Annotated in this window: 16 protein-coding genes; 8 read left to right on the top strand and 8 right to left on the bottom strand. The window is 72.6% G+C overall.

Annotated elements, in window-relative coordinates; translation table 11 throughout:
* Positions 1-1,641, top strand: coding sequence for a cytochrome bc1 complex cytochrome b subunit (gene qcrB, locus ABT127_RS05375; RefSeq protein ID WP_351444807.1), 1,641 nt, complete (start codon positions 1-3; stop codon positions 1,639-1,641).
* 54 nt (positions 1,642-1,695) lie between these two features.
* Here the strand turns inward: qcrB and ABT127_RS05370 are convergent, their stop codons facing one another.
* The 3 genes from ABT127_RS05370 to ABT127_RS05360 form a co-directional block, all read right to left on the bottom strand.
* Positions 1,696-2,829, bottom strand: coding sequence for a serine hydrolase domain-containing protein (locus tag ABT127_RS05370; RefSeq protein ID WP_351444805.1), 1,134 nt, complete (start codon positions 2,827-2,829; stop codon positions 1,696-1,698).
* 74 nt (positions 2,830-2,903) lie between these two features.
* A complete protein-coding gene (locus tag ABT127_RS05365; RefSeq protein ID WP_351444803.1) occupies positions 2,904-4,289 on the bottom strand; it encodes a hypothetical protein in 1,386 nt (461 codons plus the stop codon).
* A complete protein-coding gene (locus ABT127_RS05360) occupies positions 4,276-7,152 on the bottom strand; it encodes a peroxidase family protein (RefSeq protein WP_351444801.1) in 2,877 nt (958 codons plus the stop codon). Before ABT127_RS05360 ends, ABT127_RS05365 begins: the two co-directional genes overlap by 14 nt.
* A 347-nt stretch (positions 7,153-7,499) precedes the next feature.
* Between ABT127_RS05360 and ABT127_RS05355 the strand changes: the two genes are divergently transcribed.
* The gene (locus ABT127_RS05355) at positions 7,500-8,762 is read left to right on the top strand and encodes a lipase family protein (protein WP_351444799.1); all 1,263 of its coding nucleotides are present in this window, start codon (positions 7,500-7,502) and stop codon (positions 8,760-8,762) included.
* Positions 8,763-8,833: 71 nt separating this feature from the next.
* Here the strand turns inward: ABT127_RS05355 and ABT127_RS05350 are convergent, their stop codons facing one another.
* From ABT127_RS05350 to ABT127_RS05330, 5 genes are all read right to left on the bottom strand, one after another.
* On the bottom strand, positions 8,834-11,644 hold the full coding sequence (locus tag ABT127_RS05350; RefSeq protein ID WP_351444797.1) for an NHLP bacteriocin export ABC transporter permease/ATPase subunit: 2,811 nt from the start codon (positions 11,642-11,644) through the stop codon (positions 8,834-8,836).
* Between the two features lies 1 nt (position 11,645).
* A complete protein-coding gene (locus ABT127_RS05345; protein ID WP_351444795.1) occupies positions 11,646-13,871 on the bottom strand; it encodes an NHLP family bacteriocin export ABC transporter peptidase/permease/ATPase subunit in 2,226 nt (741 codons plus the stop codon).
* Entirely contained in the window at positions 13,868-14,668 is an 801-nt protein-coding gene (locus ABT127_RS05340; protein WP_351444793.1) for a biotin/lipoyl-containing protein, read from the bottom strand. Before ABT127_RS05340 ends, ABT127_RS05345 begins: the two co-directional genes overlap by 4 nt.
* A gap of 138 nt (positions 14,669-14,806) precedes the next feature.
* Positions 14,807-15,022 (bottom strand): type A2 lantipeptide, encoded by a 216-nt coding sequence (locus tag ABT127_RS05335; RefSeq protein WP_351444791.1) that lies wholly within the window; start codon positions 15,020-15,022, stop codon positions 14,807-14,809.
* Positions 15,023-15,306: 284 nt separating this feature from the next.
* Complete coding sequence (locus ABT127_RS05330; RefSeq protein ID WP_351444789.1) at positions 15,307-16,035, bottom strand: DUF1275 family protein; 729 nt, start codon at positions 16,033-16,035, stop codon at positions 15,307-15,309.
* 262 nt (positions 16,036-16,297) lie between these two features.
* Between ABT127_RS05330 and ABT127_RS05325 the strand changes: the two genes are divergently transcribed.
* The 6 genes from ABT127_RS05325 (at position 16,298) to ABT127_RS05300 (ending at position 25,827) form a co-directional block, all read left to right on the top strand.
* Entirely contained in the window at positions 16,298-17,746 is a 1,449-nt protein-coding gene (locus tag ABT127_RS05325; protein ID WP_351444787.1) for a VMAP-C domain-containing protein, read from the top strand.
* A complete protein-coding gene (locus ABT127_RS05320; protein ID WP_351444785.1) occupies positions 17,743-18,768 on the top strand; it encodes an AAA family ATPase in 1,026 nt (341 codons plus the stop codon). Before ABT127_RS05325 ends, ABT127_RS05320 begins: the two co-directional genes overlap by 4 nt.
* The gene (gene fxsT / locus ABT127_RS05315) at positions 18,768-23,111 is read left to right on the top strand and encodes an FxSxx-COOH system tetratricopeptide repeat protein (RefSeq protein ID WP_351444783.1); all 4,344 of its coding nucleotides are present in this window, start codon (positions 18,768-18,770) and stop codon (positions 23,109-23,111) included. The genes ABT127_RS05320 and fxsT overlap by 1 nt, the downstream gene beginning before the upstream one ends.
* 140 nt (positions 23,112-23,251) lie before the next feature.
* Positions 23,252-24,394, top strand: coding sequence for an alpha/beta fold hydrolase (locus tag ABT127_RS05310; RefSeq protein WP_351444781.1), 1,143 nt, complete (start codon positions 23,252-23,254; stop codon positions 24,392-24,394).
* Positions 24,391-25,488: an effector-associated domain 2-containing protein gene (locus ABT127_RS05305; protein WP_351444779.1), complete on the top strand. Its 1,098-nt coding sequence runs from the start codon at positions 24,391-24,393 to the stop codon at positions 25,486-25,488. Before ABT127_RS05310 ends, ABT127_RS05305 begins: the two co-directional genes overlap by 4 nt.
* A gap of 147 nt (positions 25,489-25,635) precedes the next feature.
* On the top strand, positions 25,636-25,827 hold the full coding sequence (locus ABT127_RS05300) for an aldo/keto reductase (protein ID WP_351444777.1): 192 nt from the start codon (positions 25,636-25,638) through the stop codon (positions 25,825-25,827).
* Positions 25,828-25,871: the final 44 nt, after the last annotated feature.

Raw genomic sequence — 25,871 nt, 5'->3', positions numbered from 1 at the left:
ATGAGCGAGAGCAGCGCGCGACGGGAGCCACCGCCGAAGAGCGGTGAACGCCTCGCGGACTGGGCGGACGGCCGGCTCGGTATCTACCAGCTGGCCAAGTCCCAGATGCGGAAGGTGTTTCCCGACCACTGGTCGTACATGTTCGGCGAGATCTGCCTGTACAGCTTCATCATCCTCATCCTCACCGGCACGTACCTGACGTTCTTCTTCAAACCCACCGCGGCCGAGGTCGTCTACAACGGCAGCTACGAACCGCTCAGGGGCATCCTCGTCTCCAAGGCGTACGACTCGACCCTGCACATCAGTATGGAAGTGCGCGGCGGCCTGCTGATCCGCCAGATCCACCACTGGGCCGCGCTCGTCTTCGTCGCCGCGATGCTCGCGCACATGATGCGGGTGTTCTTCACAGGCGCGTTCCGCAAGCCGCGCGAGGTCAACTGGCTGTTCGGCTGGACCCTGCTGATGCTCGGCATCGTCACCGGACTGACCGGCTACTCGCTCCCCGACGACCTGCTCTCCGGAACCGGCCTGAAGTTCGCGCACGGCGCGATCCTGTCGGTGCCGGTCGTGGGCACGTACCTGGCGTACTTCCTCTTCGGCGGCGACTTCCCCGGCGACGACTTCATCGCCCGGCTCTACCCCGTCCACATCCTGCTGCTGCCGGGCATCATGCTGGGCCTGGTCGCGGCCCATCTGATCCTGGTCTTCTACCACAAGCACACCCAGTTCGCGGGCCCGGGACGCAGCGAGAAGAACGTCGTCGGTGCCCCCTTCATGCCGATCTACATGGCGAAGGCGGGCGGCTTCTTCTTCCTCGTCTTCGGTGTGCTCGCGCTGATGGGTGCCGTCGCGACCATCAACCCGGTGTGGGCCTTCGGGCCGTACCGCACGGATCTCGTCACCACCGGCGCCCAGCCCGACTGGTACCTGGGCTTCTCCGAGGGGCTGATCCGGGTGATGCCGGGATGGGAGATCAACGCCTGGGGGCACACCCTCGCCCTCGGCGTGATCATCCCGTTCTCGCTGTTCCCGCTGATCATGATGCTGATCGCGGTCTACCCGTTCCTGGAGGCCTGGGTCACCGGCGACCGGCGCGAGCACCACGTCAGCCAGCGGCCGCGCAACCACCCGGTCAGGACCGGCCTCGGCGTGGCCTGGCTGGTGCTGTACGCCGTCCTGCTGATCGGCGGCGGCAACGACATCGTGGCGACCCATCTGCGGCTGTCCATCAACGCCATCACCTGGACGGTCCGGATCGGGTTCTTCGTGGCGCCTGTCCTCGCCTTCGTCGTCACCCGGCGGATCTGCAACGGGCTGCAGCGCCGCGACCGGGAGAAGGCGCTGCACGGCCGCGAGTCCGGCATCATCAAGCGGCTGCCGCACGGCGAGTACATCGAGGTCCACGAGCCGCTCACCCGGGCCGAGCTGTACACGCTGAACGCGCACGAGCAGCCCGCCGCCTACGAGTTGGGGCCGCGCGTCGACGACAACGGGGTGGCGCGCAGGTTCACGGTGCGGCAGCGGGTGCGGGCTCGTCTCGCCAGGGCGATGTACGGGCCCGGGACGTATGTGCCGAAGGCGACGGCGGAGGAGTACCGGGCGCTGCACGCCGGATGGCACGAGTCGGAACGGGTGGACTGACCGGGCGCGGCCAGCCCCCACCGGCCGTCGGCCGAGAGGACCGCGCGGCAAGCCCTACGCGGCGTACGCCCAGAAATCCCGCATGATCCGCGGCGGAGTCGGCCCGCTCATCGCCAGCTGGGTCAGCAGGACCGTCACCGCCCCGGTCGACGGAATCAGATGCGCGGCGGTGCCGGTGCCGCCCACCCAGCCGTAACGCCCCGGCACCTGCCACTTCTCGCGGGGCTCCACGTCCACGGAGCCGCCGTAGCCCCAGCCCTGGCCCTCGGTGAACAGCTCGCTCGCGGCGCGCTGTGCGTCCGTCAGATGGTTCGTCGTCATCCGCCGCACCGACTCCGCCGAGAGCACCGGACCGCCGCCGGAGAGGAGCATCCGGGCGAACGCCCACCAGTCGTCGGCCGTGGAGACGAGCCCGCCCGCGCCGGAGGGGAACGCGGGCAGGCCGCTCCACTGGCCGTCCGGTGTGTCGACCAGTTCGCGGCCGCCGTCCGCCGTGGGGACGTACTGGCTCGTGAAGCGGGCGCGCGCGGCGGCCGGCACCTCGAAACCGGTGTCCTTCATGCCGAGGGGCGTGAAGATCCGCTCGGCCAGGTAGTCGGGCAGCGAGGTGCCGGTGACCCGCGCGATCAGGACGCCCTGGACGTCCGAGCACGTGTTGTAGAGCCAGGCCGTGCCCGGCTGGTGCAGCAGCGGCACCTGGGCGAGGGCCGCGAGCCAGGTGTCGGGCTCGGCCACCCGCTGCGGGTGGTGGGGATCCATGAGCGGGAACAGGAGCTGCATCACGGGCAGCGAGAAGTCCGAAGAGAACCCCCAGCCCGCGCGGAACGTCAGCAGGTCCTCCACCGTCACCGGACGGGCCGCGGGGACGACGTCCTCGACCGGCCCCGCCGGGTCGAGGACCACGTTCGGCGAGGCCAGCTCGGGCAGCCAGTGGGCGACCGGCGAGTCCAGCGCGAGCCGCCCGTCCTCGACCAGCGTCATCACGGCGGCCGCCACGACCGGCTTGGTGATCGAGGCGATCCGGAAGATCGAGTCACGCGCGAGCGGGGTCGTGCCCTCGGCGTCCGCGTGGCCGACGACCGCCACCTCGACCTCGTCGCCCCGGGCCACCAGGCCCACGGCGCCCGGCACCGGGCCCTTCTCGACATGCGGTGCGAGTACGCCGGCCAGCCCACTGGTGTCGGTCATCGTCAGTCACCCTTCCCGGAAATGTACGGACGACAAGAGTGACCCCGGAACCGTCCTGGACTCATCGGTCGGGCTCAGCCGTCCCACAGCGTGTCGTGGGCGCGGTGCGCGTCGGTCAGGCCGTCGGTGAAGAACCGCTCGTAGTACTCACCCTCCACATGGTGCGCCTGGAGCCAGATCCCGGGCACGTGGACGGCGTCCGTGTGGGCCGGGAAACGGCGGTGGGTGGCCAGAATGTACGTACAGACGTCCCGGGCGCACTCGATGACGCGCTCGTCGTACTCGCCGGCCTCGGCGAGATATCGCTGTCCGTAGTCGCCCTTGTAGATACGGGTGAAGACGTCCTTGTCGGCGTAGGTGCCACCAGCGCCGAACTTCCCCGCGACGACCGCGTCCACCGCCTCCGCCATCGAGGCGTGCGTGGGCGGACAGGCCGCGGCGATCAGCGGTGCGCCCGTCCCGGGGTCCGTCAGGCCCACCGGGTGCGAGCGCAGGTTCGCGTACTTCGGCAGGGGGACGTGCCAGCGCCACAGATCGGCGAGCCGCCAGCGCGGGGTCACGAAGGTGAAGCCGAGCATCCGCCCGTACACCGTGGTGAACTTCGGGTCGCCGAGCGCGATCTGCGGGTTGAGCGAGGCGTGGATCCACGCGCCCAGGCCCATCGCCTCGGCCGTCAGCATCACCGTCTGCAGCAGCAGATCCGCCTCGATCTGAGTGCGCATCGGGCCGAGCGCGCCGAGCGGCAGCTTCAGGTCCTTGTTCACGAAGCCGTCGGCGATCCACTTCTTCACCCCCGCCGGCCGGTACAGATTCCGGTCGTCGACGAAGGTCGGTCGGGCCCCGTCGGGCTGGGTGAGCAGATACATCAGGGCGTTGATGTACTGGTGGGACAGGTCGACCACCGGGAAGAGGACCGTCGTCCCGGGCAGATTGGACAGGAAGCGGTTCGAGTCCAGATAGGCCGGGAAGTCGCGCAGCCCGCCGGCGACGTCGAGCCGGTGGTCGAGGACCTTCACCTTCGTCCGCCGGGCGCGGGCGACGAGCGTCTCGGCGTCGAACGGCTCGTGCGGCGCCGGCGGCAGCCTGCGCAGGAAGTACGTACCGCTGTCGTTGATGAGGAAGAAGTACGTGCCCTGAGCGTTGTCGGGGCTGCCCGCGGTGCGGCCCGTCATCGTCAAGTTGGGCTTGGCCATGAGGGGCTTGCCGTTGCGAGGGTCCTCGAACGGGCGGTCCGGCATGGTCAGACCCGTGGAGCCGGTGACCGCGATCAGCACCGCCTCCTCCAGCTCGCTCAGCGGCTCCGGCTCGTGCGCCGAGCGGTGGCTCATCGAACCGGCGGACACCGACGCGCCCCGCGGGACACGGTGCGTGCGGCGCCGCCAGATGGTCTTCAGGAGCGGGCGGGCCAGCAGGTCGTCGAGACCCCGGTGGCCCGCCGACGGACCGTCAGCCGCCGTCATGCGCGGCTCCGTTCCCGACCGGAGGCACCGGCCGCCAGGGGGCGAACGCGCTCGCCCCGCGCGGCAGCAGGCCCGCGAGTTCCGGGCAGTGCCGCAGCACGACCGACGTCATGCCGCCCTTCTCCACCCAGTCGATGCCGAGCGGTGTGTAGATCTCGGGGCGGTAGTCCACGGTGAGGAACCGGTCGCTCTGCAGCCGCCGCGTCGCCATCAGGATGAAGATCCGGAAGGCGGTGTCGGAGAAGCCGAACCCGGTCGGCGGGTTCTCCGCGAACAGGCCGACGACCGTGTCGATCTCGTCGACGTCCCGGTACACGTCCTTGAGGCGGGACAGCGTCTCCGGGTCCTGCGTCAGGTCCTCGAAGCGGCGGATGCGCTCCTTGTGCAGCCCCGCGCGGAAGTCGTTGTAACGCGGCACACCGCGGCGCCGGGTGCGGACCAGGTCGATCACCGACAGGTCGATGATCTCCCCCTCGCGCTGGAAGTGCCGCAGTGCGTCGGGGTAGTTGTGCAGCGTGATCGCGCCCGGATGGGCGATGCCGAACGAGTACAGGGTGTTCGCGAGGCCCGTCTTGCGGATCTGGCTCTCGGCCGCCGCCCCCTGGATGTCGGCGAAGCCGAGCGTCTCCAGGCGCTGCCCGAAGTGGTACTCGCGCAGTTCGTAGTCGTCCGGGATCAGCGGATGCATCCGGTAGACCGTCACGAAGTCCTCGGTGAGCGAGTACGGCGCACCGTGGTGGTCCGGCACCGTCTTCGGAATGCCCGTCAGCGCGTGCGATTCGAGCAGCCACAGGCCGAGCTGGTTGAGCCATGTGCGCGGCGGGCCCTGCCAGTTGGTGTGCAGACCGATGTCGATGGTCTTCGTCGCGAGGATCGCCGGGGTCCACTCCACGGTGTGGATCTTCGCGATGAGCGCGGACACGACGAGCCGGGCCGTGTGGTAGATCCGTTCCTCGTTCATCGACGGGTACTCGGCGCGCAGCGCGTCGCACACCGTGTTGTGCTCGCGCGCGAACAGCGTGTGCATCGCGCTGAGCCCCATCCACCAGTTGTCCTTGAACCCGGTGAGCGGAATGCCCGTACGGTCGATCGGGATGTGTCCGCCTTCGAGCAGCAGCCTTGCCCCGCCGTCGGGTTCACGCATCGAGCGGGCCGTCCGTTCGTCGCCTCCGTACACCTCGGAGCCGTCCCACCAGTGCGAGGCGGTGTTGCCGAAGAGGACCGGCGGCCGGTCGCCGGGCAGCTCGATGCCCTCGTTCTCCGCGAACCGCATCACGCTCTCTTCCGGTCCGCCCGGCTGGTTGACCCAGGTGCCGCCGCCCGGCGGCAGCGGTACCTCGACGGTCCTGCCGCCCTCCTTGTACCGCCGGTGGTTCACCCAGTCGTGCACCTGGAACTGGATCCACGCCGCGGCCAGGATGTTGAGACTCGTCGCCGGGACGAAGCTCTCCCGGGCGAGCAGCTGACGGCTGACCGTCACCGGGTTCGGGGTGTCGAACAGATCGGGCCGGTACACGGGCGCCAGGTTGCGGCCGAACGCCGCGCCGACCGCGCCCATCGCGGGCGCCGAGAGGTCGTTGTAGGTGCCGTCGTACGAGCGTGCCGTCCGCAGCCGCTCGTCGACCGGAACCGGCACGGGCGTCGCCTTCGGCGGTGCCTCCGGGGCGTCCGTGTCGATCAGGTTGAGCCGCCGCAGCACCTTGCGCAGGAACACCAGATTCAACAGGCTCGCTTCCAGCGGGAGTTCGTGCCACGGCACGACCCGGTTGAGGATCCGGAAAGCGAAGGCGACGGGCACGTCGAGCACGCGGTTGCGCAGGGGCTCATCGGTCGTGAAGCGAGTGCCGCCGCGCTGGGCCGCGCTCGCCTCGTACGCGGCCTTGCGGGCCCGGTTCAGATTGCCGAGCGGCCGGAACTCCTCCGTGGTGAACCAGGGGTTGAAGGCCAGCTCCTCGATCCGCCGGGCCGCCGACCGCGCCTCGGCCGTCGTGATGTCCTGCCGCGGAATCGTCAGCCGCGCCACCGGGACCGGCGGCGCCACGGCCTCCTTCCACTCCACCGACCCGTCCTCCACCGGGGTCCTGCGCTCATCCACGTACCGCTGCACGCACAGGTCGAAGGAGACGTCGTCGCGTGCCAGGCGGCCCGCGAGCTCCGTGTGCAGGAAGTCCGGGTCCTTGCGGTCGGGGCGCGGTTCGACGGCGCCGCCGACGGAGGGACGCAGCAGATAGCGGACCGGACCCGCCTCGCTCCACAGGATCGCGCTCCTGCTCCAATACGTCTCACGGGCAAGGCTGTTGACGGTGTGGCGGGTCGCCGCCAGCACATTGCGCCGCATCCGCGCCGCCGTCCCGAGCCCCACGGCGAGCGGCAGCTTCACGAACAGCCCGTACGCCCTCCGCAGCGGGGTGCGCGCCCCGGCCATCGCCTTGGCGAACGCCACGAACTCCCGGGCGTCGCGGGCGTGCGACACGGGGAAGCTCGTCGCCAGCAGGTCGTGGCTCTGCTCGCCGGTGACCTGGACGCGCACGGCCACACCGTGCAGATCGGGAGCGCCGTCCGGGCCGCGCATGCCGCCGGCGTTCGACAGCCGCACCGTCGCCGGATAGTCGGCGCCCGCGCGGGCGAAGCCGCCGCTGAGCGCGGCCGGAAGATCGTCGTTGAACCGCAGGCGGGCGTTCTCCACACCGAGCGCCGCCTTCGCGTGGAAGGCGCGCTCGTGGCCCGGGGCGCCGCTCGCCCGGCGGTTCGCCACCTGGACCCGCATGATCTCGCGGGCCAGCCGCTGGAAGACGAGGCGTTCGGCCTCGGGGCTGCCGCCCTCGTACCGCTCGTACTGTGCGTACCGTTCGGTCTCGGCCATCGGTTGCCGTCCCTGTCGTAAGGTGCGGACGTCCTGCGCGTGGGTGCCGGACGCGCACGGGGAGGGGTCAGCGACGCTAGCGGCGCCGTCTCGCGCCCCGCAGCGCCCGTTCCCGCCATGTCACGACGAGGGGCGACCGGGCGGAATCCCGCGCACGCACGGGGATGTGGGCCTGTCAGGAGCGGCCGCCGCGGCGGGCGCGCGGCGGCCGGCAGTGGTGCGCCCCACCGTGTGCCGCCCGGCCCCCGTCCGCCCCACCAGAACGCCCCGCCGATGGCCGGTCGACGACATCTTGACGGCGCCCGGCGGCGGTGGTGTGCTCGGCAGCCCGCCCCGGGAGGTGTCCCATGCGGGCCACGACCGCGCACGGCCCCGGCTTCGCGGAGCTGCGCCCCCTGAAGGATCCGGTCCTCGTCGCGGCGGACGGCGGCGGTTTCCCCGTCTATCCCGACCTGCCGCACCGGCTGACCGAGGACAAGGGCCACCCCGATCCCGACGGCGTCCTGCCGCACGTCATGGCGACCCTGTCCGCCTACGCCTACGCGGGGTTCGGACAGGAGAGCGACGCCGGGACGGTCGCGACCATGGCGACCCGGCTCGGCCTGGAGAAGAACCGCTGCCGCGCCTTCGAGCAGCGCGTCGACGCCCTGTACATCGCGTCGGCGGCGTACCTCGTGCAGGACGCGGACCGCAGGGCCGTCGTCCTCTGCTACCGGGGTACCCAGCCCGAGGACATCATCAGCATCCTCACCGACGCCGACGTACGCCCCGACACGCTCCGCGTCGACCTCGGCGACGGCCACGGGCCGTACCCGGTGCACGCCGGCTTCTACCGCAACATGCGCGCCACCCGCCACGCCGTGCTCGGCGCACTCGAGCGCGCGGTGCGGGGCGAGTCCATCGACCCCGAGGAACACGGCGCACGGGGCGGCGGACTCGAAGCGCTCTACATCACCGGGCACAGTCTGGGCGCCGCGATGGCCGCGCTGATGGCGGTCACCCTCCTGCACGAGACGCGCTACGCGCCGGTCGCCCGCTGCCTGCGCGCCGTCTACACCTTCGGCCAGCCCATGCTCGGCGGGCCCGCGCTCGCCGCCGCCTGCGAGCGCGCCACCGACGCGGACGGCCACCATCCGCTGCGCGACCGGCTCCTGCGCTACATCTACGACCGGGACGTCGTGCCCGCGCTGCCGCCCCGCCCCGTCGGCCCCTACGCGCCCTTCGGCAGGGAGTTCCACTTCCGCCGGGCCCGGCGCGGCCTCGACGCCGTGTTCACGGCCACCGCCGACGCCGCGACCGAGGCGGTCGCGCTCCCCGGGGACCTGCTCTCCGGCGCCGACCCGCTGCGCCGCCTCAGGCGCATCGCCGCCGTGCCGGAGCGGGCCGCGGGACACGACTGGGCCGAGCGCCGCGCCCCCGCGCCGCACTACGCGCAGATGGACAGCCTCGCCGGTCTCGCGGTGGTGGCACCGCTCGCGTTCTTCGCCGCGCGGCTCGCGCTGACCCGGTCCCTGCCCTTCAAGTACTCCTTCGAGGACCACGGGCCCGGCCACTACGTCAACGCCCTCGCCCCGCCCGGAGTCCTGAGCGAGTTCGGGGACCGTCTCTGACCCCGGCCCCGGCAATCGTCACGGGTGGATCGTGGACCGGCTCAACTCCGGCCGGGCGCCCGCCGGACCGCTCACGCCAACTGCCGCCGCACCAGCTCGTGCAGCCGCCCGCCCGCCTCCCGCAGCAGCTCCTGCGGAGCACCCTGCTGGACGACCCGGCCGCCGGACATCACGATCACCCGGTCCGCGTCCAGCACGGTCGACAGGCGGTGCGCGACGACGATGCGGGTCGCGTTCAGCTTGCGGGTGCTGTCGATCACCGTGCGCTGGGTCTCGTTGTCGAGCGCGCTCGTCGCCTCGTCGAAGAAGAGCAGGCGCGGGCGCCGGATCAGCGCCTGCGCGATCATCAGGCGCTGGCGCTGCCCGCCGGAGATCGCGCCGCTGCCCGCGATCAGCGTGTGCAGCCCCATCGGCATCCGCCGGATGTCCTCGGCGAGCCCCGCCATCGCCGCCGCCTCCCACGCCTCCTCCTGCGTGAACGCCTCCGCACCGCAGATGCAGTCGAGGATCGAGCCGGTCAGCGGCTGCGCGTTCTGCAGGACGACCCCGCACTGGCGCCGCACCGCCGACTGGTCGAGCGCGCTCAGGTCCTGACCGTCGTACAGGACGCTGCCGTGCGCGGGCGCGTCGAAGCCGATCAGCAGGCGCAGCAGCGTCGATTTGCCGCAGCCGCTCTCGCCGACCACCGCGACGAACTCGCCCGGCCGCACGGACAGCGACACGTCGTCGAGGACCAGCGGGCCGTCGTCGGTGTACCGGAACGACAGGCCGCGCGCCTCCAGGGCCCCGGTCAGCTCGCCCGGCCGCCCCGCGGCCTCGCGCACCTCGGGCTCCGCGTCGAGGACCGGCTTGATCTGCTCGTACATCGGCAGCACGGCCGCCGCCGAGACGAGCGCGCCGGTCAGCTGGGTCACCGACGTCAGCAGCATCGTCACCGACGTGTTGAAGGTCAGGAACGCCGCAGCCGACAGCGAACCGCGCGCGGGACCCGCGAGCAGCATGAACATCAGCAGCGAACACAGCGGCAGATAGACGGAGTTGAGGACCGTCGTGACGTTCTTGATGCGGCCTGCGCGGCGCTGCAGCTCCCGGCTGCGCGCGAACTGGTCGGCCCACGCCGCGTACGCGAAGCTCTCCGCGCCCGCCACCCGCAGCTTCGGCAGCCCGCGCAGGGTCTGGAAGGCCTGGTTGTTCAGCCGGTTGCCGAGCTTCACCAGGCGGCGCTGCCAGCGCAGTTCCCACAGGCCGAGGGTGAGGAAGAGCGCCGCGACCACGGCCAGCATGCCGAGCGCGGCCAGCGCGAGCGGCACGCTGTAGACCAGCAGCAGGACGAGGTTCATCACGCCGACCGTCGTCGCCTGCACCACCACGGGCCCGACCCCCGACAGCAGCCGCCGGATCGCGCTGATGCCCATCGCCGCGCTCGCCAGCTCGCCCGTGGAGCGCGCCGCGAAGAAGCGCGTCGGCAGTCTCAGGAGGCGGTCCCAGACCGCCGGCTGGAGGACGCTCTCCACCCGGCCCTCGACCCGCAGCACCGTGAGGTTCTGCACCAGCGTGAAGGCCGCCGACACGACACCGGCGACGACGACCGCGAGGGAGACCTGTGTGACGAGGTCGCTCTGCGCGTTCGGCACGTAGGTGCCGAGGACCTGGCCCGTCGCGATCGGCACGAGCGCGCCGAGGCCGACCGTCACCAGCCCCGCGAGCAGCAGCCTGCGCACGTCACCGCTCATGGCCCGCAGACTGAACCTGATCAGGCTCCAGGGGCTCGACCCGCCCTCCGGCAGCGGGCGGTAGAGCAGCACGGCCCGCTCGTCGAAGTCCTCGGCGTTGTCCTCGCCGATCCGGGTGCGGCGCTCGCCCGACGGGTGCACCGCCTCGTAGCCGCCGCGCCGCCACAGCAGCGCGACCGGCGCCCCGGACGCGGCCCGGAATCCGACCAGGGGGCCCGAGTCCTGCCGCCACCAGTCGCCGGTGAGCCGCACCGGACGGGTCCGGATCCGGGACGCCAGCGCGATCTGCTCGACCGGGTCGATCCGGTCGCTGACCGCGCCGCCGCGCCCCGGGTCGACCAGCGTGATGCCCGCCGCGCGGGCCACCACCGTGCAGGCCGCGTACGTCGCGTCGACCCCGGCCTCCGTGCCGCGGGCCCGGCGCCGCTGCGTCCCGATGGAGGCCAGCAGCGTGCGGTCCGCCTGCTCGCGGACGGCCTCGCCCGCACGGATCCCGGCGGCCGCCCGGTCCTCGTGGGCGCTCTCCATCCGCTCGATCCAGCGGTCGAGCGTCGACAGCAGCCGGTACTGCTGGTTGACCATGCGCTGCCACAGGCCGCCGTCCACCAGCAGATCGGCGGCGGCGTCGGCCGCGTAGGCGGAGCCGTACTGCACGCTGCCGGGCGAGAGCTGCGGCCACAGCACGTCGTCGTCGGTGACCGCCTCCTCCGATGCGCGGCCGTCCCGCCCGTCGAGCGGTGCCTCGAACAGCACCCGCTGCCCCCGGCCGACCCCGAGCGCGAACGCCTCCTCCAGCAGGCTCCAGGCCATGTCGTACGAGCCCTGCGAGGCGTCGTAGGGCAGCTCCCGCAGCGGCACGCGGCGCATCGTGCAGCCCGCCAACGGGCGCCCCACCAGGGTGTGCTGGGTCCCCTCGACCGGGCCGAGCAGCAGCGTGCCCGGTTCCAGCCGGCCCAGGAAGTGCCAGTGACCCTGGGCCAGGACGTCCACCGCGAACAGGTCGAGCGCCCCGCCCGCGACGAGCCACAGTGTCTGCGGCCCCTCCAGCGGCAGACTGCGCAGCCCGGTGCAGTCCACCGGCGCCCCGAGCCCGCCGAACGCGGCGACGACCTGGTCCGACGAGGTGAACTCAGGTTCCGTGTACGTCACTTCAGTGCTCCCTGACCAGCTCGGCGTAGGCTCCGCCGGCCGCCACCAGCGTCTCGTGGCGGCCCCGCTCGACGATCTGTCCCTGGTCGAGGACCACGATCTCGTCGCTGTCACGGACGGTGGACAGCCGGTGGGCGATGACGACGCAGGCGCAGCCGCGCCGCCGGATGTTGTCCATCACGAGCTGCTCGGTCTCGGCGTCGAGAGCGCTGGTCACCTCGTCGAGCACGAGGATGCTGGGGCGGCGCACCAGCGCCCGCGCGATCTCCAGACGCTGGCGCTGCCCTCCGGAGAAGTTGCGGCCGTCCTGCTCGACCCGGCCGTGGATCCCGCCGGGCCGCCGCGCCACCACGTCGTACAGGCACGCGTCGCGCAGCGCCTCCAGGACGGCCTCGTCGGTGATCGAGGGGTCCCACAGCGCCACGTTGTCGCGCACGGTCCCCTCGAAGAGGAAGACGTCCTGGTCGACGAAGGAGACGGACGCCGCGAGCGCGCCGCGCGGGATGTCCTCCAGGCGCCGGTCGTCGATCCGGATGACGCCCTCCCAGGGCGCGTACAGACCCGAGATCAGCCGGGACACCGTCGACTTGCCGCTTCCGGACCCGCCGACCAGCGCGACCTGCTGCCCGGGCCCGACGGTGAGGGAGAAGCCGGAGAGCAGCGGCTTGTCGAGCGGGCTGTACCCGAACGTGATGCCGTCGAGATCCACCTGCCCGCGCAGCCGCCGCGTGCTGCGCACCTGCTCGGGCCGCGCGTACAGGGTGTCGACGGGAAAGTTCTCCACGTCCTTCAGACGGGCCACGTCCGCGGCGAAGTCCTGGATGCGGCCCGCGACCCCGTTCAGCCGGGTGATCGGCGCGGTGAACCGGGTGACCAGCGCCTGGAAGGCGACGAGCAGGCCCACCGACAGATGCCCCTCGATCGCCCGCAGCCCGCCGATCCACAGGATCAGCGCGCTGTTGAGCGTCGCGAGTGCCGGCGCGACGATGCCCAGCCAGGCGCTCGGCACCCCGAGCCGCTGCTGCTCCTCCAGCGTCGTCGCGTGCTGCCCGGCCCACTTGCGGAAGTACCCGTCCTCACCACCGGTGGCCTTCATCGTCTCGATCAACTGCAGTCCCGTGTACGAGGTGTTGGTGAGCCGCGCCGTGTCCGCCCGCAGTTTCTGCGTGCCCGTCGCGCGCAGCCGGACCACGATCCGCATCGCCACCACGTTCAGCAGCGCGATCCCGACGCCGACCATCGTCAGCTGCGGGTCGTACGACCAGAGCAGCGCCGCGTACAGCAGCACCACGATGCCGTCGACGCCGGCCGCGGTCAGATCGCGGGCCAGCGTCTCGGCGACGGCGTCGTTCGACTGGAGCCGCTGCACCAGATCGGCGGGGCTGCGCTGCGCGAAGAACGTGACGGGCAGCCGCAGCAGATGCCCGAAGAACCGCGCGCTGCTCAACGTGGAGGAGATGATGCGCCCGCGCAGCAGATTCGCCTGCTGCAACCAGGTCAGGACCGCCGTCAGCGCCACCATCGCGCCCATCGACGCGAACAGGGCGCCCAGCAGGGAGGTCTGATCGCCGATCAGGAACAGATCGATGTACGTCTTGCTGAGCGCGGGCACCGCCGCGCCCACCGCCACCAGCAGCAGACTCGCGAGCAGCGCGGCGAGCATCGTGCCCGTCGTGCCGCGCAGCCGCCCGGGCAGCGCCTTCAGCACGCCAGGCCGCCGGCCACCGGTGGTGAATCCCTCGCCCGGTTCCAGGACGAGGACGACACCGGTGAAGCTGGAGTCGAAGTCCTCCATCGGCACGAACCGGCGGCCCTTGTCGGGGTCGTTGACCGACACCCCGCGCCGCCCGAACCGCCGGGTGACGCCCTCGTAGACGACGTAGTGGTTGAACTCCCAGAACAGGATCGCCGGAGCGTGCACCTCGGCGAGCGCGGCGGGCTCCATCTGCATGCCCTTGGCCGTCATCCCGTAACTGCGGGCCGCCTTCAGGAGGTTGCTCGCGCGGGAGCCGTCCCGCGAGACGCCGCACGCGATGCGCAGCTCCTCCAGCGGCACGTGCCGGCCGTGGTGCGCGAGGACCATCGCGAGTGCAGCGGCGCCGCACTCGACGGCCTCCATCTGGAGCACGGTCGGGGTGCGCACCGTGCGGCGGCGCTTGCGGGGCGGGGGAGCGGGCCGGGCGCGGCGGCGGCCGCGGCCCGCGGGCGGAAGGGAGGTCGTCGTCACGGCAGCAGCCAGTCGATCGGGCGCTGCGCGGCGAGGTGCACGGCGCCGGAGGTCAGGGTCATGGAGGTGAGCGCGTAGGGCGGCCCGTCCTCGGCCGACCAGGCGTAACCCGACCTGGTGGACGTGGACCTGGTGAGCCGGACGAGGACCGGGACGCGCGTGCCGCCCTTCGTGAACTGCCCGGCCAGCTCGCTGTCGCCGAGGAAGTCGGCGACCTGCCGGCGCGTCTGCGGAGCGCGGCCGACGCCCTTCACCGTGCCGCGCAGCATCCCGTAGCTCTGCGCGGCGGGCACGGTCAGGTCGACGGACGCCCCGGCCGGGATGTCGGCCGCTCCGGTGGCGGGCACGTAGACCATGGCCACCAGCGGATCGCGGGCGGACCCTGTCTTCTCCACGGTCGCCACGTCGGCGCCGGTGCGCACCACGGACCCGATCCGTGCGACGAGCGCGGTGACGCGCCCGGCGTCGATGGCCCGCACGGCCCGGTTCCCCCGCTCCGTACGGATCCTGAAGAGGACGGTGTCCGCGGCGACCCGCTGCCCCTCCTTCACGTACACGCCGGTGACCTGGCCCGTCACCGGGGTCTGGAGCACGTAGCTGCCCTGCCCGTAGGTGAGGATCCCGCTCGCCCTGAGCGTCGACGAGACCGAGCCGGTCACCGCCCACACGGACGCCGCCGCCATCACGACGACCGTGACGGCGAGCGCGAGCAGCCCCTGCGGCCGGGCGAGCCGCACCGGGAGATCGAGGCTCTCGGGCGACTGCAGTTTGGACAGGGCCTGTTGGCGGAACTGCACGGGTCTTCCCTTACGTCGCTGAAGCCCGGGCGCGCGACACCGTCGCCCGGACGTGCCCGTAGGCCCCGGGACGCGGGGTCCCGAGGCCTGGGGCGCGCGGCCCGTCAGGTGGGCGGCGCGATGATCCGGTGGATCGGCTCAGAGGCCGGAGACCAGACCCGTGACCGCACCGGTGTTCACACCGGTGAGGCCCTGGACCGTGTTGGTGAGACCGGCGACGGTGCCGGAGACCGGGACGATGCCGTCGACCGTGTCGGTGACCTGGCCGACGAGGCCGCCGACGAGACCGCCGGAGACGTTGTCCAGCTCGGCGTCGGAAATCTCGAGGGTCTCGACCTTGGGGGTGTTGCTCATGAGGAGAGCCGCCCTTCTCATAGGTATCAGAGGGTATTTCGCAAAACGCGGAAGGTGCCGTGATCCGGTGGCGCCGAATCCGTCGCCGTTCCGCGATGCGGAGGATCAAAGCACGTCGACGCGTCGCACAGCCAATCGGAAGGTCGCCGGTCAGAGGGGATGTGCGAGGTCAATTACCAAGACGTGCAGGCCCGTTCACGAACACGTGCCAACGCCTTCACATTCTTCACGGAGTGAATTGCGCGCGGCCGGTCCGGGTATTCGCCAAAGGGGACAGCCGCGCATCAATGGGTTTCATCGTGTGCACCGTGCAATGAATATCCGGCGGTCCGCGTGACTGCCCTGCGCACTCGCTGTGCAGGTTTCTGGCACGCCACCGCGCACGCCGTGAGCACGGCCGGCGGCACGAATCCCCACGGCGGTGCGGCCGTGTGCACGGCCACACCGCAGGCGGCCCCGCCGACCACGGCCGACAGGCGTGCGACGGTCCACAGTTGTCCGGTGCCGCGCGCCGTCCCGTCCACGGCGCCGGTCACCAGCGTGGTGAGAGTGCCGGTGAAGTACGTGGTGGGCGCGCCCCCGGCACCCGCGGCGACCATGGCCGCGGACTGCCCGCCCATCGCCACGGCGGCGGCCACGAGCAGCGCGATCCGCCAGCCTTCGCCGGGCCGCCCGTCGAGCGCTCCGGCCGCGACGGCCACGGCGGAGAGCAGGAGGCACTGCGCCGCGAGGCAGCCGACGACGGCGCCCGGCCACGGCTGCCCGGCAGCCCGTCGCCGCGACCCCCGGCACGCGAATGCTGCGCAGGCGGCGCCGACGACGTACCCGCCGAGCGCGACCAGGGGGCCGGTCACCTCCGACCCGTCGCCCCGCCCCGCGGAGATCCCGAGCAGCACCAGATTGCCGGTCATCACCCCGGCGAACACGCTCCCCAGCACCGTGAAGGCGAGCGCATCGACGGCGCCGGAGGCCCCGGCGAGCAGCAGAAGGGCGATCTGGGCGCGTCTGTTCATGTCCCGACCGTAGGCGGCGCCGCCCCGATCCGACGGGAGCCGGGGCGGAGCGCCACCTCGACGGACGCCGACCGTCTTCCCGGCGGGGGCTGCCACGGCATCCGGACCTTGCGTCCCGCAGGACCCGCTGATCTCGGACGAACCTGTAATCGCCCCTGGTTGCAAGGGAGTTGACGTGGTAGCTTCACCGGCAGTTCCCAGTGCGGGACCGGCTTACGGGGGTTGGTCGGTGAACATGAGCACGCCACAGGAACCGGGCGGCGTGCCCTTGCGCTTGGTCTCGGTCCTCACCGATGAGCTGTGCGCCCTGCCGTGTGTGCGCGAGGCCCGGCAGCGCTCCCTGTACATGAACCTGGTCTGCGACGACCTCGGGATCCAGTGGATCGAGCAGGGGCTGCCGGTACGCGCGGAGATGACGAACTTCGTCAGTCAGGCCCTGCGGCGCAACGGCCAGGAGGGGTACCGGGTGCTCATCGACGGTGTCGGCGCCCTGGAAGGACGGGAGACCGGCGAGAACCTCGACCGCCTGGTGCGCCGAGCGGTGTACGGCGTCGAGAGCCGCGGACTCCCGGAACTGCCCGGCGTGTTCGACGCCGAGATGCAGCGCAGGGTCTGGGAGCTGCTGGCCCTCGGACCCGTCCCCCGGCCCGTGCTGCACAGCGTCCTCGCCGGTGAACTGCGCATCGAGCTGCCCGACGCGGAGGGGCCCGTGGGCCTGTTCGCCCACCTGGCCGAGCAGAACGCGCAGCCGGACGGACTGCCGCCCGCCGTGGTCCTCGTCGAGGTGGTCGCCGCCCTCGGCTCGTCGCAGGCGGCCGCCCTCCAGACGTGGTCCGAGGAGTGGGCCGAGGCCACGGAACTCACCGGCGCGCTGCGCGAGCGGCGTGCCTCGATAGCCCGCGGCGCGATGCCCGACAGCACGGTGCCGCGCGCCCTGGTCGTCATGGTCGACCCGGCGCACGACGGCACCGACCGGATCTACGTGCGCCACTGGGTGAACGCCGCGGCCGGATTCTGGCAGCCGCGCGCCTTCGCACCCCAGGAGACCACGCTCGACCGGCTCGCCCCGGCGGTGCTGCGGGCGGTGCGGCACGGCGAGGCGCAGTGGGCGGGCGCGGCCGAGGACACCCCCGTCCACGTCGAGTTCGTCCTGCCCCACGCCCTGCTCAACCACGACGTGGCGCGCCTGAAGATCGCCGCGGACGCCTTCGAACCGCTCCCGCTCCACCTGCGCTTCTACATCCACCTGCGCAGCCTCGACCGGATGCGGATCAGGGACGCCCGGCAGCTGAGCCTGTGGCGCGAGCGCTGGCGCACCCTTCAGGAGGCCCCGGCCGCGGAGACGTACCGCTGGAGCAGAACGACGGACCCGCTCGCCCAGTGGCAGGAGAAGCTCGCCAGGAACCCCCGGGTGACCGGCGTCATCCTGCAGCACCCCGCCGAGCGCGGCCACGGCCTGGAAGCGCTGGCGGCCGCCCTGACCGAGGGGGTGGGGCTCGTCGTCTGGGACCGGCGCCCCGACACGCCCCAGTCCGTCGAACTGCTACAGCTCCTGCTCGGGCACAGCCCGGGTCAACTCCCGTTCAAAGTTCACCAATTGCGGGTCCAGGCCGAGACGGAAGAAGTGGGACGGCTCCTGGTGGGCAGAAATATCGCGTTCCTGTGGGACGACCCGAACCGCCTCGTCGACTGTGAGGAGATGCCGGCATGACCGAGCAGCACGGCACAGCGTGGCGTGTGTTCCACGGCGTGGGCAGCGCCCCGGTGGGTGCGGGGCCGACACTGCCTGCGCCGCCGCCCTGGCGGACGTTCGCGGGCGGCCCGGCACAGCCGCCGCCCGACTCCGACGACTCGCGGGCCACCCGGCGGCGGCTCGGCGACGACCAGGACCTGGTCCATCTGCGCCAGGAGGACATCGACGTCGTGAACGCGGCGCTGCTGCTGCGCCGCCCCCTCCTCGTCACCGGCCCGCCCGGGGTCGGCAAGTCGTCGCTCGCCTATCTCATCGCCCGCGAGCTGGGCCTCGGCCGTGTCCTGCAATGGGGCATCGTCTCGCGCACCGCCCTCAAGGAAGGGCTGTACGCCTATGACGCCATAGGCCGGGCTCAGGCCATCGCCGCCTGGCGCGCGGGGGCCGAACCGGGCGCCGGTGAACAGGCCCCGCGCATGGGCGACTTCGTCACCCTCGGCCCGCTCGGCACCGCCCTGCTCCCGTACGAACAGCCGCGTGTGCTGCTCATCGACGAGCTGGACAAGAGCGACATCGACCTGCCCAACGACCTGCTCCACGTCCTGGAGGACGGCTCCTACGACATACCGGAGCTGAAGCGCAGCTCCGAGGACGCGATCAGCGTCTTCACCGACGACCCGGGCGCCCGCACGACGATCGAGCGCGGGCTGGTGGAGTGCCGCGAGTTCCCCGTCGTGGTGATCACCAGCAACGGCGAGCGCGAGTTCCCGCTCGCGTTCCGCCGCCGCTGCCTCCCGCTGGAGCTGCGGCTGCCCTCGCGCGAGCGGCTGCTGTCGATCGTCGCGAGCCACCTGAGCGGCAGCGAGGACGTCGTCGGGGAACTGGTGGACGACTTCGAACGACGGGTGCAGGACGGCGGAACCCACTCGGTGGACCAACTCCTCAACGCGGTCCTGCTGGTCACAACGGGTGGTTTCCAGGCCGACGCCGACGGGCGTAAGCTCGTCGAGATGCTGCTGCGCGACCTCGCGAAAGGCCGCTGATGACCGGCTTGCCCAGGAAGCGTGCCCCCGACCCGAGCGGCGGCGGGAGCGGCGCGCCGACCGGGTCGTCGGAGGACGGACCGGACTGGCGCGACCTCGCCGAGGCCACCTGGCTCGCGGCCGCGTGGCTCGCTTCAGGACGGCGCGCGACCACGCCGTCCGAGCGTTCGGAAGCCGATCATCCGGATGATCCGGCGGAGTCCGCCGCGGACCCCGGCACCGCCGGCCTTCCCGGCCCCGGCCTGCCACCCGACGCCGGCCCGGCGAGCGGCAGCACGGAGATCCCGTACGCGTACCCGGAGTCCGGGCCCGACCTGACGTCGGCGGACACCGCCGGCGGGCCCGTCTTCCGGCTGCCGCCCGCCCCCGCGGTACCGCCGGCCCGCCCGCTGCGCCTGGCCCGGGTGCTGCGCGCCCTGGGCCGCCGCGTGCCCACGAACGAGCCGGGACCGCTGGACGAGGACACCACCGCCCAGCACGGACTGAGCGACGGGCTGTGGATCCCGTATCTGCTGCCCGCGCACCAGCGCGCCCTGGACGTCGTCCTGCTCGTCGACGACACGCTCACCATGCGGGCCTGGCGCGGCACCGTCCGCCGGATCGCCGACGAGGCGGCCCGCAGCGGCGCCTTCCGCGACGTACGTACCGTACGGATCAAGGTCCCCGCCGACGGATCCGCCGTCGTGTGCACCGCCGACGGCCGCGCGGGCGACCCGCGGGAACTCCTCGACGGCAGCGGCAGGCGGCTGTTCCTCGTCGTCACCGACGGGCTCGGCGCGGGCTGGGCCGCACCCGCCGCCGACGACCTGCTCACCGCCCTCGCCGGGGGCGGCCCCACGGCGCTGGTCCACCTCTTACCGCCGTACCTGCGCCACCGCTCGTCGCTGTACCCGTTCCGCGCGCAGTTCGGCGCCGCCGGATTCGGCGCGGCCAACTCCGCCCTCGACTGCCGTCCGCCGCACGACATCGCCGACCCGCTCCGTCCGCTCCCGGAACCCGACGACGGCACGGTCCCGGTCCCCGTGCTCAGCACGCACCCCGCATCCTTCACCGCGTGGGCCGAACTGGTCACCGGCGAGCCGGGCGTGCACCGCACCCTGCCGATGCTCCCCGCGGGCGCCCTCGCCAAGGGCACCCCCGCGCCCGGCCTGCGCACCCCCAGGATCGACGGACCGCGCGCGGCGGCCGCGGCCGTGGCCCGCTTCGCCGGACTCGCCAGCCCGCTGGCCCGGCACCTCGCGCTGCTGCTCGCCGTGATCCCGCTGGACTTCGACCTCATCGAGGAGCTGCGCGAGCGCGCCGTCCCCGAGGCGGGCCCCGACCACGTCGCCGAGGTCATGATGGGCGGCCTCATCGACTGGGAGCACGGGGACGAGCGGGACGGGCACGGCCCCGAGTTCGCCGACGGAGTCCGCGAGGCGCTGCTCGCCACCGGCACCCGCACGCAGCTGGCCCGCATCGTCGACGTCCTGGCCGAACTGCGCAGGGGGCGGGGCGCCGCGGCCCCGCTGCGCGCCGCCGTGCGCAACCCGGAGGACACCCCGCTGCCGGACACCGGCAGCGCCGGCCGCCCCTGGCTGCGGATCGAACTCGCCGTGCTGCGCGCCCTGTCCGGGCCGCACGCGCGCCGCGCCGCGCGGATCGTCGCGGGGCTCACCGGGGGCTCGAACGAGGGTCGTACGGGAGCGCTCAGAGATAGCCACGGGTCCGGTGGGGAAGAGCTGGTTGCTGAGAGCAACAGCGAACCAGGAGTCGACGTGGTATCAGCGGCTGGACCCGACACAACCGAACACACTGAAGCTGGGAAGGCTGACGCAACCATGGACCTCAAGGCTCCCGAACACCGCTTCGTCCGCAGCGGTCAGCCGAAGATCATGGGGAACGTGCCGCCCAAGAATCCCAATTTCACCGGGCGCGAGATCCTGCTGGAAGCCGTCGACGAGCAACTGAGGCAGAAGGAGACCGCCGCGGTCCTGCCGCACGCCCTGCACGGCATGGGCGGCGTCGGCAAGTCGCAGATCGCCATCGAGTACGTGTACCGGCACAGCGCCGAGTACAACGTGATCTGGTGGGTGCCCTCCGAGCGGGAGTCCCTGATCCTCGCCTCCCTCGCCGAGCTGGCCTCCTTCCTCGGCCTCGACACCGGCCCGCAGGCGAACACCGCGGTGCCCGCCGTGCAGGAGGCACTGCGTTCCGGAAAGCCGTACGACAACTGGCTGCTGGTCTTCGACAACGCCGAGGACATCGACGCGGTCCGCGCCTACTTCCCGAGCGGCGGCCCGGGCAAGATCATCGTCACCTCCCGGAACCGGGACTGGGAGCGCGTCGCCACGCCGCTCAGCGTCGACGTCTTCGACCGCGAGGAGTCCATCGCGCTGCTCCAGCGACGCGCGCCCGACCTCGCGACCGCCGACGCCGACCTGCTCGCCGACGCCCTCGGCGATCTGCCGCTCGCGATCGAGCAGGCCGGAGCCTGGCACGCCGCGACCGGCATGCCCGTGGCCGAACACCTCGAACTCCTCTCCCAGCGCCGGGTCGAGATCCTCGACCTCGACCCCAACCCGGACTACCCGGTGCCGGTCGCCGCGGCCTGGAACCTCTCGCTCGACCGGCTGGCGCAGGAACACCCCGCCGCCCGTCAGCTCCTGGAGGTCTGCGCCCTGATGGCGCCGGAGCCGATCCCGCTCAGCCTGCTGCGCGGCGGGCGGAACGTGGAGGTCAGCCCCGAACTCGACCCGGTGCTGCGCGACCCGGTGCTGCTGGCCCGGGCCACCCGCGAACTCAGCAAGTTCTCGCTGGTGCGCCTCGACCACAAACGCGGCACCCTCCAGATGCACCGTCTGATGCAGAGCGTGCTGGCGACCGGCCTGGACCCGGCGGCCGAGGTACAACTGCGGCACGCCGTCCACCAGCTCCTCGCCACCGCCAAGCCCGGCGAGGGCGCCTCACCGGAACTGTGGCCGGCCTATCAGGCGCTGCTGCCGCACGTGCAGGCGTCGGGCGCGGTGCGCAGCTCCGACCCGTGGGTGCGCGACCTCGTCCTGGACGTCGTGTTCTTCCTCTACTACTGGGGTGCGCACGACACTGCGATGAGCATGGCCCGCCAGGCCTGGACCGTCTGGCAGTCGCAGTCCGGCGACGACGACATCATGGTCATCCGGATGGCCAAGCTCCTGGCGTTCATGCTGGGCAAGTTCGGCAGCCGCGACGAGGCCCTCCGGCTCAGCGAGAAGGCCCTGGAGCAGTCCAGGAGCGGCGAGGTGCCCGACGAGGAGCTCGTCAGCTCGATGTCGCAGATGGCCTTCTCCCTGCGCTGCCAGGGCGACTTCGACGCGGCCCGGACGCTCGACGACGACGGGTTCGCCATGGCGCGCCGCCTCTTCGGCCCCGACGACCCGGCCACCCTCCAGGCCGCCCACAGCTTCGGCGTGTCCCTGCGCTGCTGCGGCGCCTTCACCGACGCCCGCGCGCTCGACGAGGAGACGGCCCGCCAGTTCGAGGTGCTCTACGGACCCACGAACGGCCTCACCCTCAACTCGCTGAACGCCCTCGCCGTCGACATCCGCGAGTCCGGCGACTACCGCTCCGCCCGCCTCCTGATGGAGTCCACCTACGAGGGGTACCTGACCAACTTCGGCGTCAACAACGCCACCACGATCATGGCCGCGCGGGAACTCGCCGTCTGCCGCCGCCGCGTCGGCGCCACGGCCGAGGCCCGCGAACTGATCGAGGACACCTTCGTCCGCTTCACCGAGCGCTACGGCACCGACTACACGGACACCCTGGCCGCGGCGATGAACGCGGTGGTCGACCGCCGCATCACCGGCGACCTGGCACAGTCGCGGGACCTCGGCGAGAAGGTCGTGGTCCGCTACCGCAGCGCGCTGGGCGAGGACCACGCGGCCACGGTGAGCGCCCTGGTCAACCTGGCGGCCACCCTGCGTGCCATCGGAGACGTCGACGGCGCCGAGCGATGCGACACCGAGGCGGTGGAGCGGTTCACCGCGCGGCTGGGCGAGCGGCACCCCAACACCCTCATCGCCCGCATCAGCCGGGCCAACGACCACTACGCGCGCCTCGACTTCGCGGCGGCCCGCGCGGTGGACGAGGCCGTGCTGCCGCTGCTCGACGACGTCCTCGGCCCGGACCACCCGCTGACCCTGACCTGCACCGCCCATCTCGCCCTCGACCTGCGCGGCCTCGGCGAATCCGCCGCGGCCGACCGGCTGAACGCCCAGGCGGTCGAGGGCTTCACCCGGGTCCTCGGCGCCGACCACCCCTGGCGCACGGCCGCCCAGCTGCACCAGCGCATCGAGTGCGACATCGCGCCGATGCCGCTGTGACCGCGCGCTGACCGACAGCGCCGCGTGCGGTGTGGGCCGTGCCCGCACCGCACGAACACCCCAACTGCCCCTGCCTGAGCCTAAGATGACCCCGAACGACACAGGGATCAGTACATCGGACCGGCACGGGGGCTGGACGTATGACCACGGTCGTCTTCATCCACGGTACGGGGGTCAGAGAACCCCGCTTCGGCGCACTGCACGCCCGGACGGTCGAGGGCCTGGGCGCGACGGCGCCGCACGCCCGCGTCGTCCCCTTCTACTGGGGCGGGGCGCACGGCGCCGTACTCGCCGCCCGGGGCGCCAGCATCCCGGAGCCCGCGGGCGGCACCACCCGCGGCCCCGACGACGGGGACGAGACGGACGCCTGGGCGCGCCTGTACGAGGACCCCGAGGCCGAACTCGCCTTCGCGGCGGCCGGCGCGGGCACCGCCGTGACGGCGCCCGGAGCGGAGTTCCCCGACGAGCGCCCCCGCCGGCTGCTCCGCCGGATCGGCGACGTCGCACCGGAGCTGGGCCGGGGCCTGCCGATCCGCGCGGCCGAACTCGCCCGCTCGCCCTTGCTGGCGCCCGCGGCCGCCGCCCTCGACCCGGACGAACTGGCGCGGCTGCTCGCCCGCGCCCTCGCCGCCGCCGTCATCGGAGCCGCCCTGGACGCCGACACGCCCGTCCTGTGCACCGGCGAGGTCCGGGACGCGGCCGTCGACCGGATCGCCGAAGCACTGGGTGCCACGCCCGAGGGCACCGGGCGCGGCCTGTTCCTGCGCACCGTCAAACGGCCGCTCATGAGGGCCGGTTCGCGGGCGGCCGTACGCCGACGCCGGGCCCTCACCGAGGCCGTCCATCCGGCCGCGGGCGACATCCTGCGCTATCTCGCCCGCGGCGCGGAGCTCCGCCGCGCGCTGCGGGACCTGATAGCGGGCCAGGAGCCGCCCGTGGTGCTGCTCGGTCACAGCCTCGGCGGCATCATCGCCCTCGACACCCTGGTCCTCGACCCGCAGCCGTCCGTCGCGCTTCTCGTCACGGTCGGCTCGCAGGCGCCGTTCCTGTACGAGACGGGCGCCCTGCCCTCCCTCACCCATCCGCAGCCCCTGCCCCCGCACGTGCCCGACTGGCTCAACCTGTACGACCGCCGGGACCTGCTGGGCTACGTCGGCGCCGGGCTCTTCCCGGGCCGGGTCACGGACGTGGCCACCGACAGCCGTCAGCCCTTCCCCGTCGCGCACAGCGCCTACTGGGACGATCCCGCCGTCTACCGGGCCATCGCGGCCCGCCTGCCGTGACGCACCGGGACACCGACCCGCGCCGGGTCACCGCGCTGGTCGTCGGCATCGAGGAGTATGCGGCGGGCGAGAGCTGGCGGCTGCCGGGGCCCGCCGACGACGCCGTCCGTTTCCACGGATGGCTGCGCGAGCGCGGGGTGCCCGAGGCCAACATCCTGCTGCACCTCGCTCCCGCCGAGGGGCACCGCCCCGCGCTCCCGTACCGGCCCGCCGACCAGAGCGCCCTGCACCGCACCCTCACCGACGAACTCCCCTCCCTGGACGGCGACGTCCTCTGGGTGTGGTGGGGCGGCCACGGCGTGCTCGACCAGGACGAGCGGATCCGCCTCTACTACGCGGACGCCACCGAACACGCGCGGCGCAACCTCGACCTGGAGTCCGCCTGCCGTCTCCTGGCCAGCGACGCCGTCACCGGATTCGCCCGGCAGCGCTGGGTCGTCGACGCCTGCCAGACCTTCGACGAACGGCACGGCTTCCCGCGCTCCCTGGACACCGAACGACTGGGCGCGGGCGGCCGCGCCACCGTCCAGGAGCAGGCACTCCTGCTGGCCGCATCCCGCGGCCAGCGCGCCGCCAACGACCCGGTGCTGCGCACCGGCGTCTTCTCCCGCCTCGTCCAGGAGGAACTCGACCGGGCCGCCCCCGACGACGCCGCCCCCGACCCGGAGCGGCTCTTCGCCGCGGTCCTTGCCCGCGTGGAGCGGGAGGTCTGGGCGTCCGACAGCCCCGACCAACTGCCCACCCTGATCATCAGAAGGCCGGGTCAGGAGCGGAGGCTGGGCCCGCCCGCCACCCGGAGCAGGGGGCGCGGAGCCCTGACCGCGCTCACCCGCGTCGCCGAGGCCCTGCTCGCCTACCCGTTCGCGCACAGCTCCGACGAGCGGCAGACGCTGGTGCTCCTGCTCGATCCGCGGCTGACCGCCCGGATGCGCCGCAACCCGGCACCGCGTCCCGACCTCGTCGCCATCGTGAGTGCCCACGGCCGCCGGGCCGACGCCCTGTGGACCCTGTACGAGGCGGTCACCTCCCTGGACGACGATCCGGATCGCGCCACCGAACTCGCCACGGCCATTGGTGAGTTGGCCGACGACTGAGCCCGGCGGGGCCGACGGGATCCGGCCAACAGACGGTTCCCGATCTTCCGCAGGGCCTACGGGTTCCGGGACCGGGCAGGCTTCGTCATGATGGGTACAGGACCAAGGCGGCATCGCGTGCCGTCGTGGGTGAAGGGGGAGAACACCTTGAAAGAGCCGGTGCGCGCCGACCGTCCGGCGGACCATATGGAGTCGGACCTGGCGGACCTCGCCGAGGTCCGCCTGGCGGAGCTGCGCCGGTACCCCACCCCGGGCCCCAGCCGCAGACTCCTCGAGGAGACCCGTCGGCCCCGCCTGGGCGCGATCGCCGGCAGCAACCCCAACGGCCGGGCCGAGTAGAGCGTGGCACCGTCGTCCGCGTCCGGCATCCCCTCCGCGGCGGC

This window comes from Streptomyces sp. NPDC001904 (assembly GCF_040297005.1).
In the GTDB taxonomy this organism is placed as follows: domain Bacteria; phylum Actinomycetota; class Actinomycetes; order Streptomycetales; family Streptomycetaceae; genus Streptomyces.
This window is presented reverse-complemented; position numbering and strand designations above follow the sequence as displayed.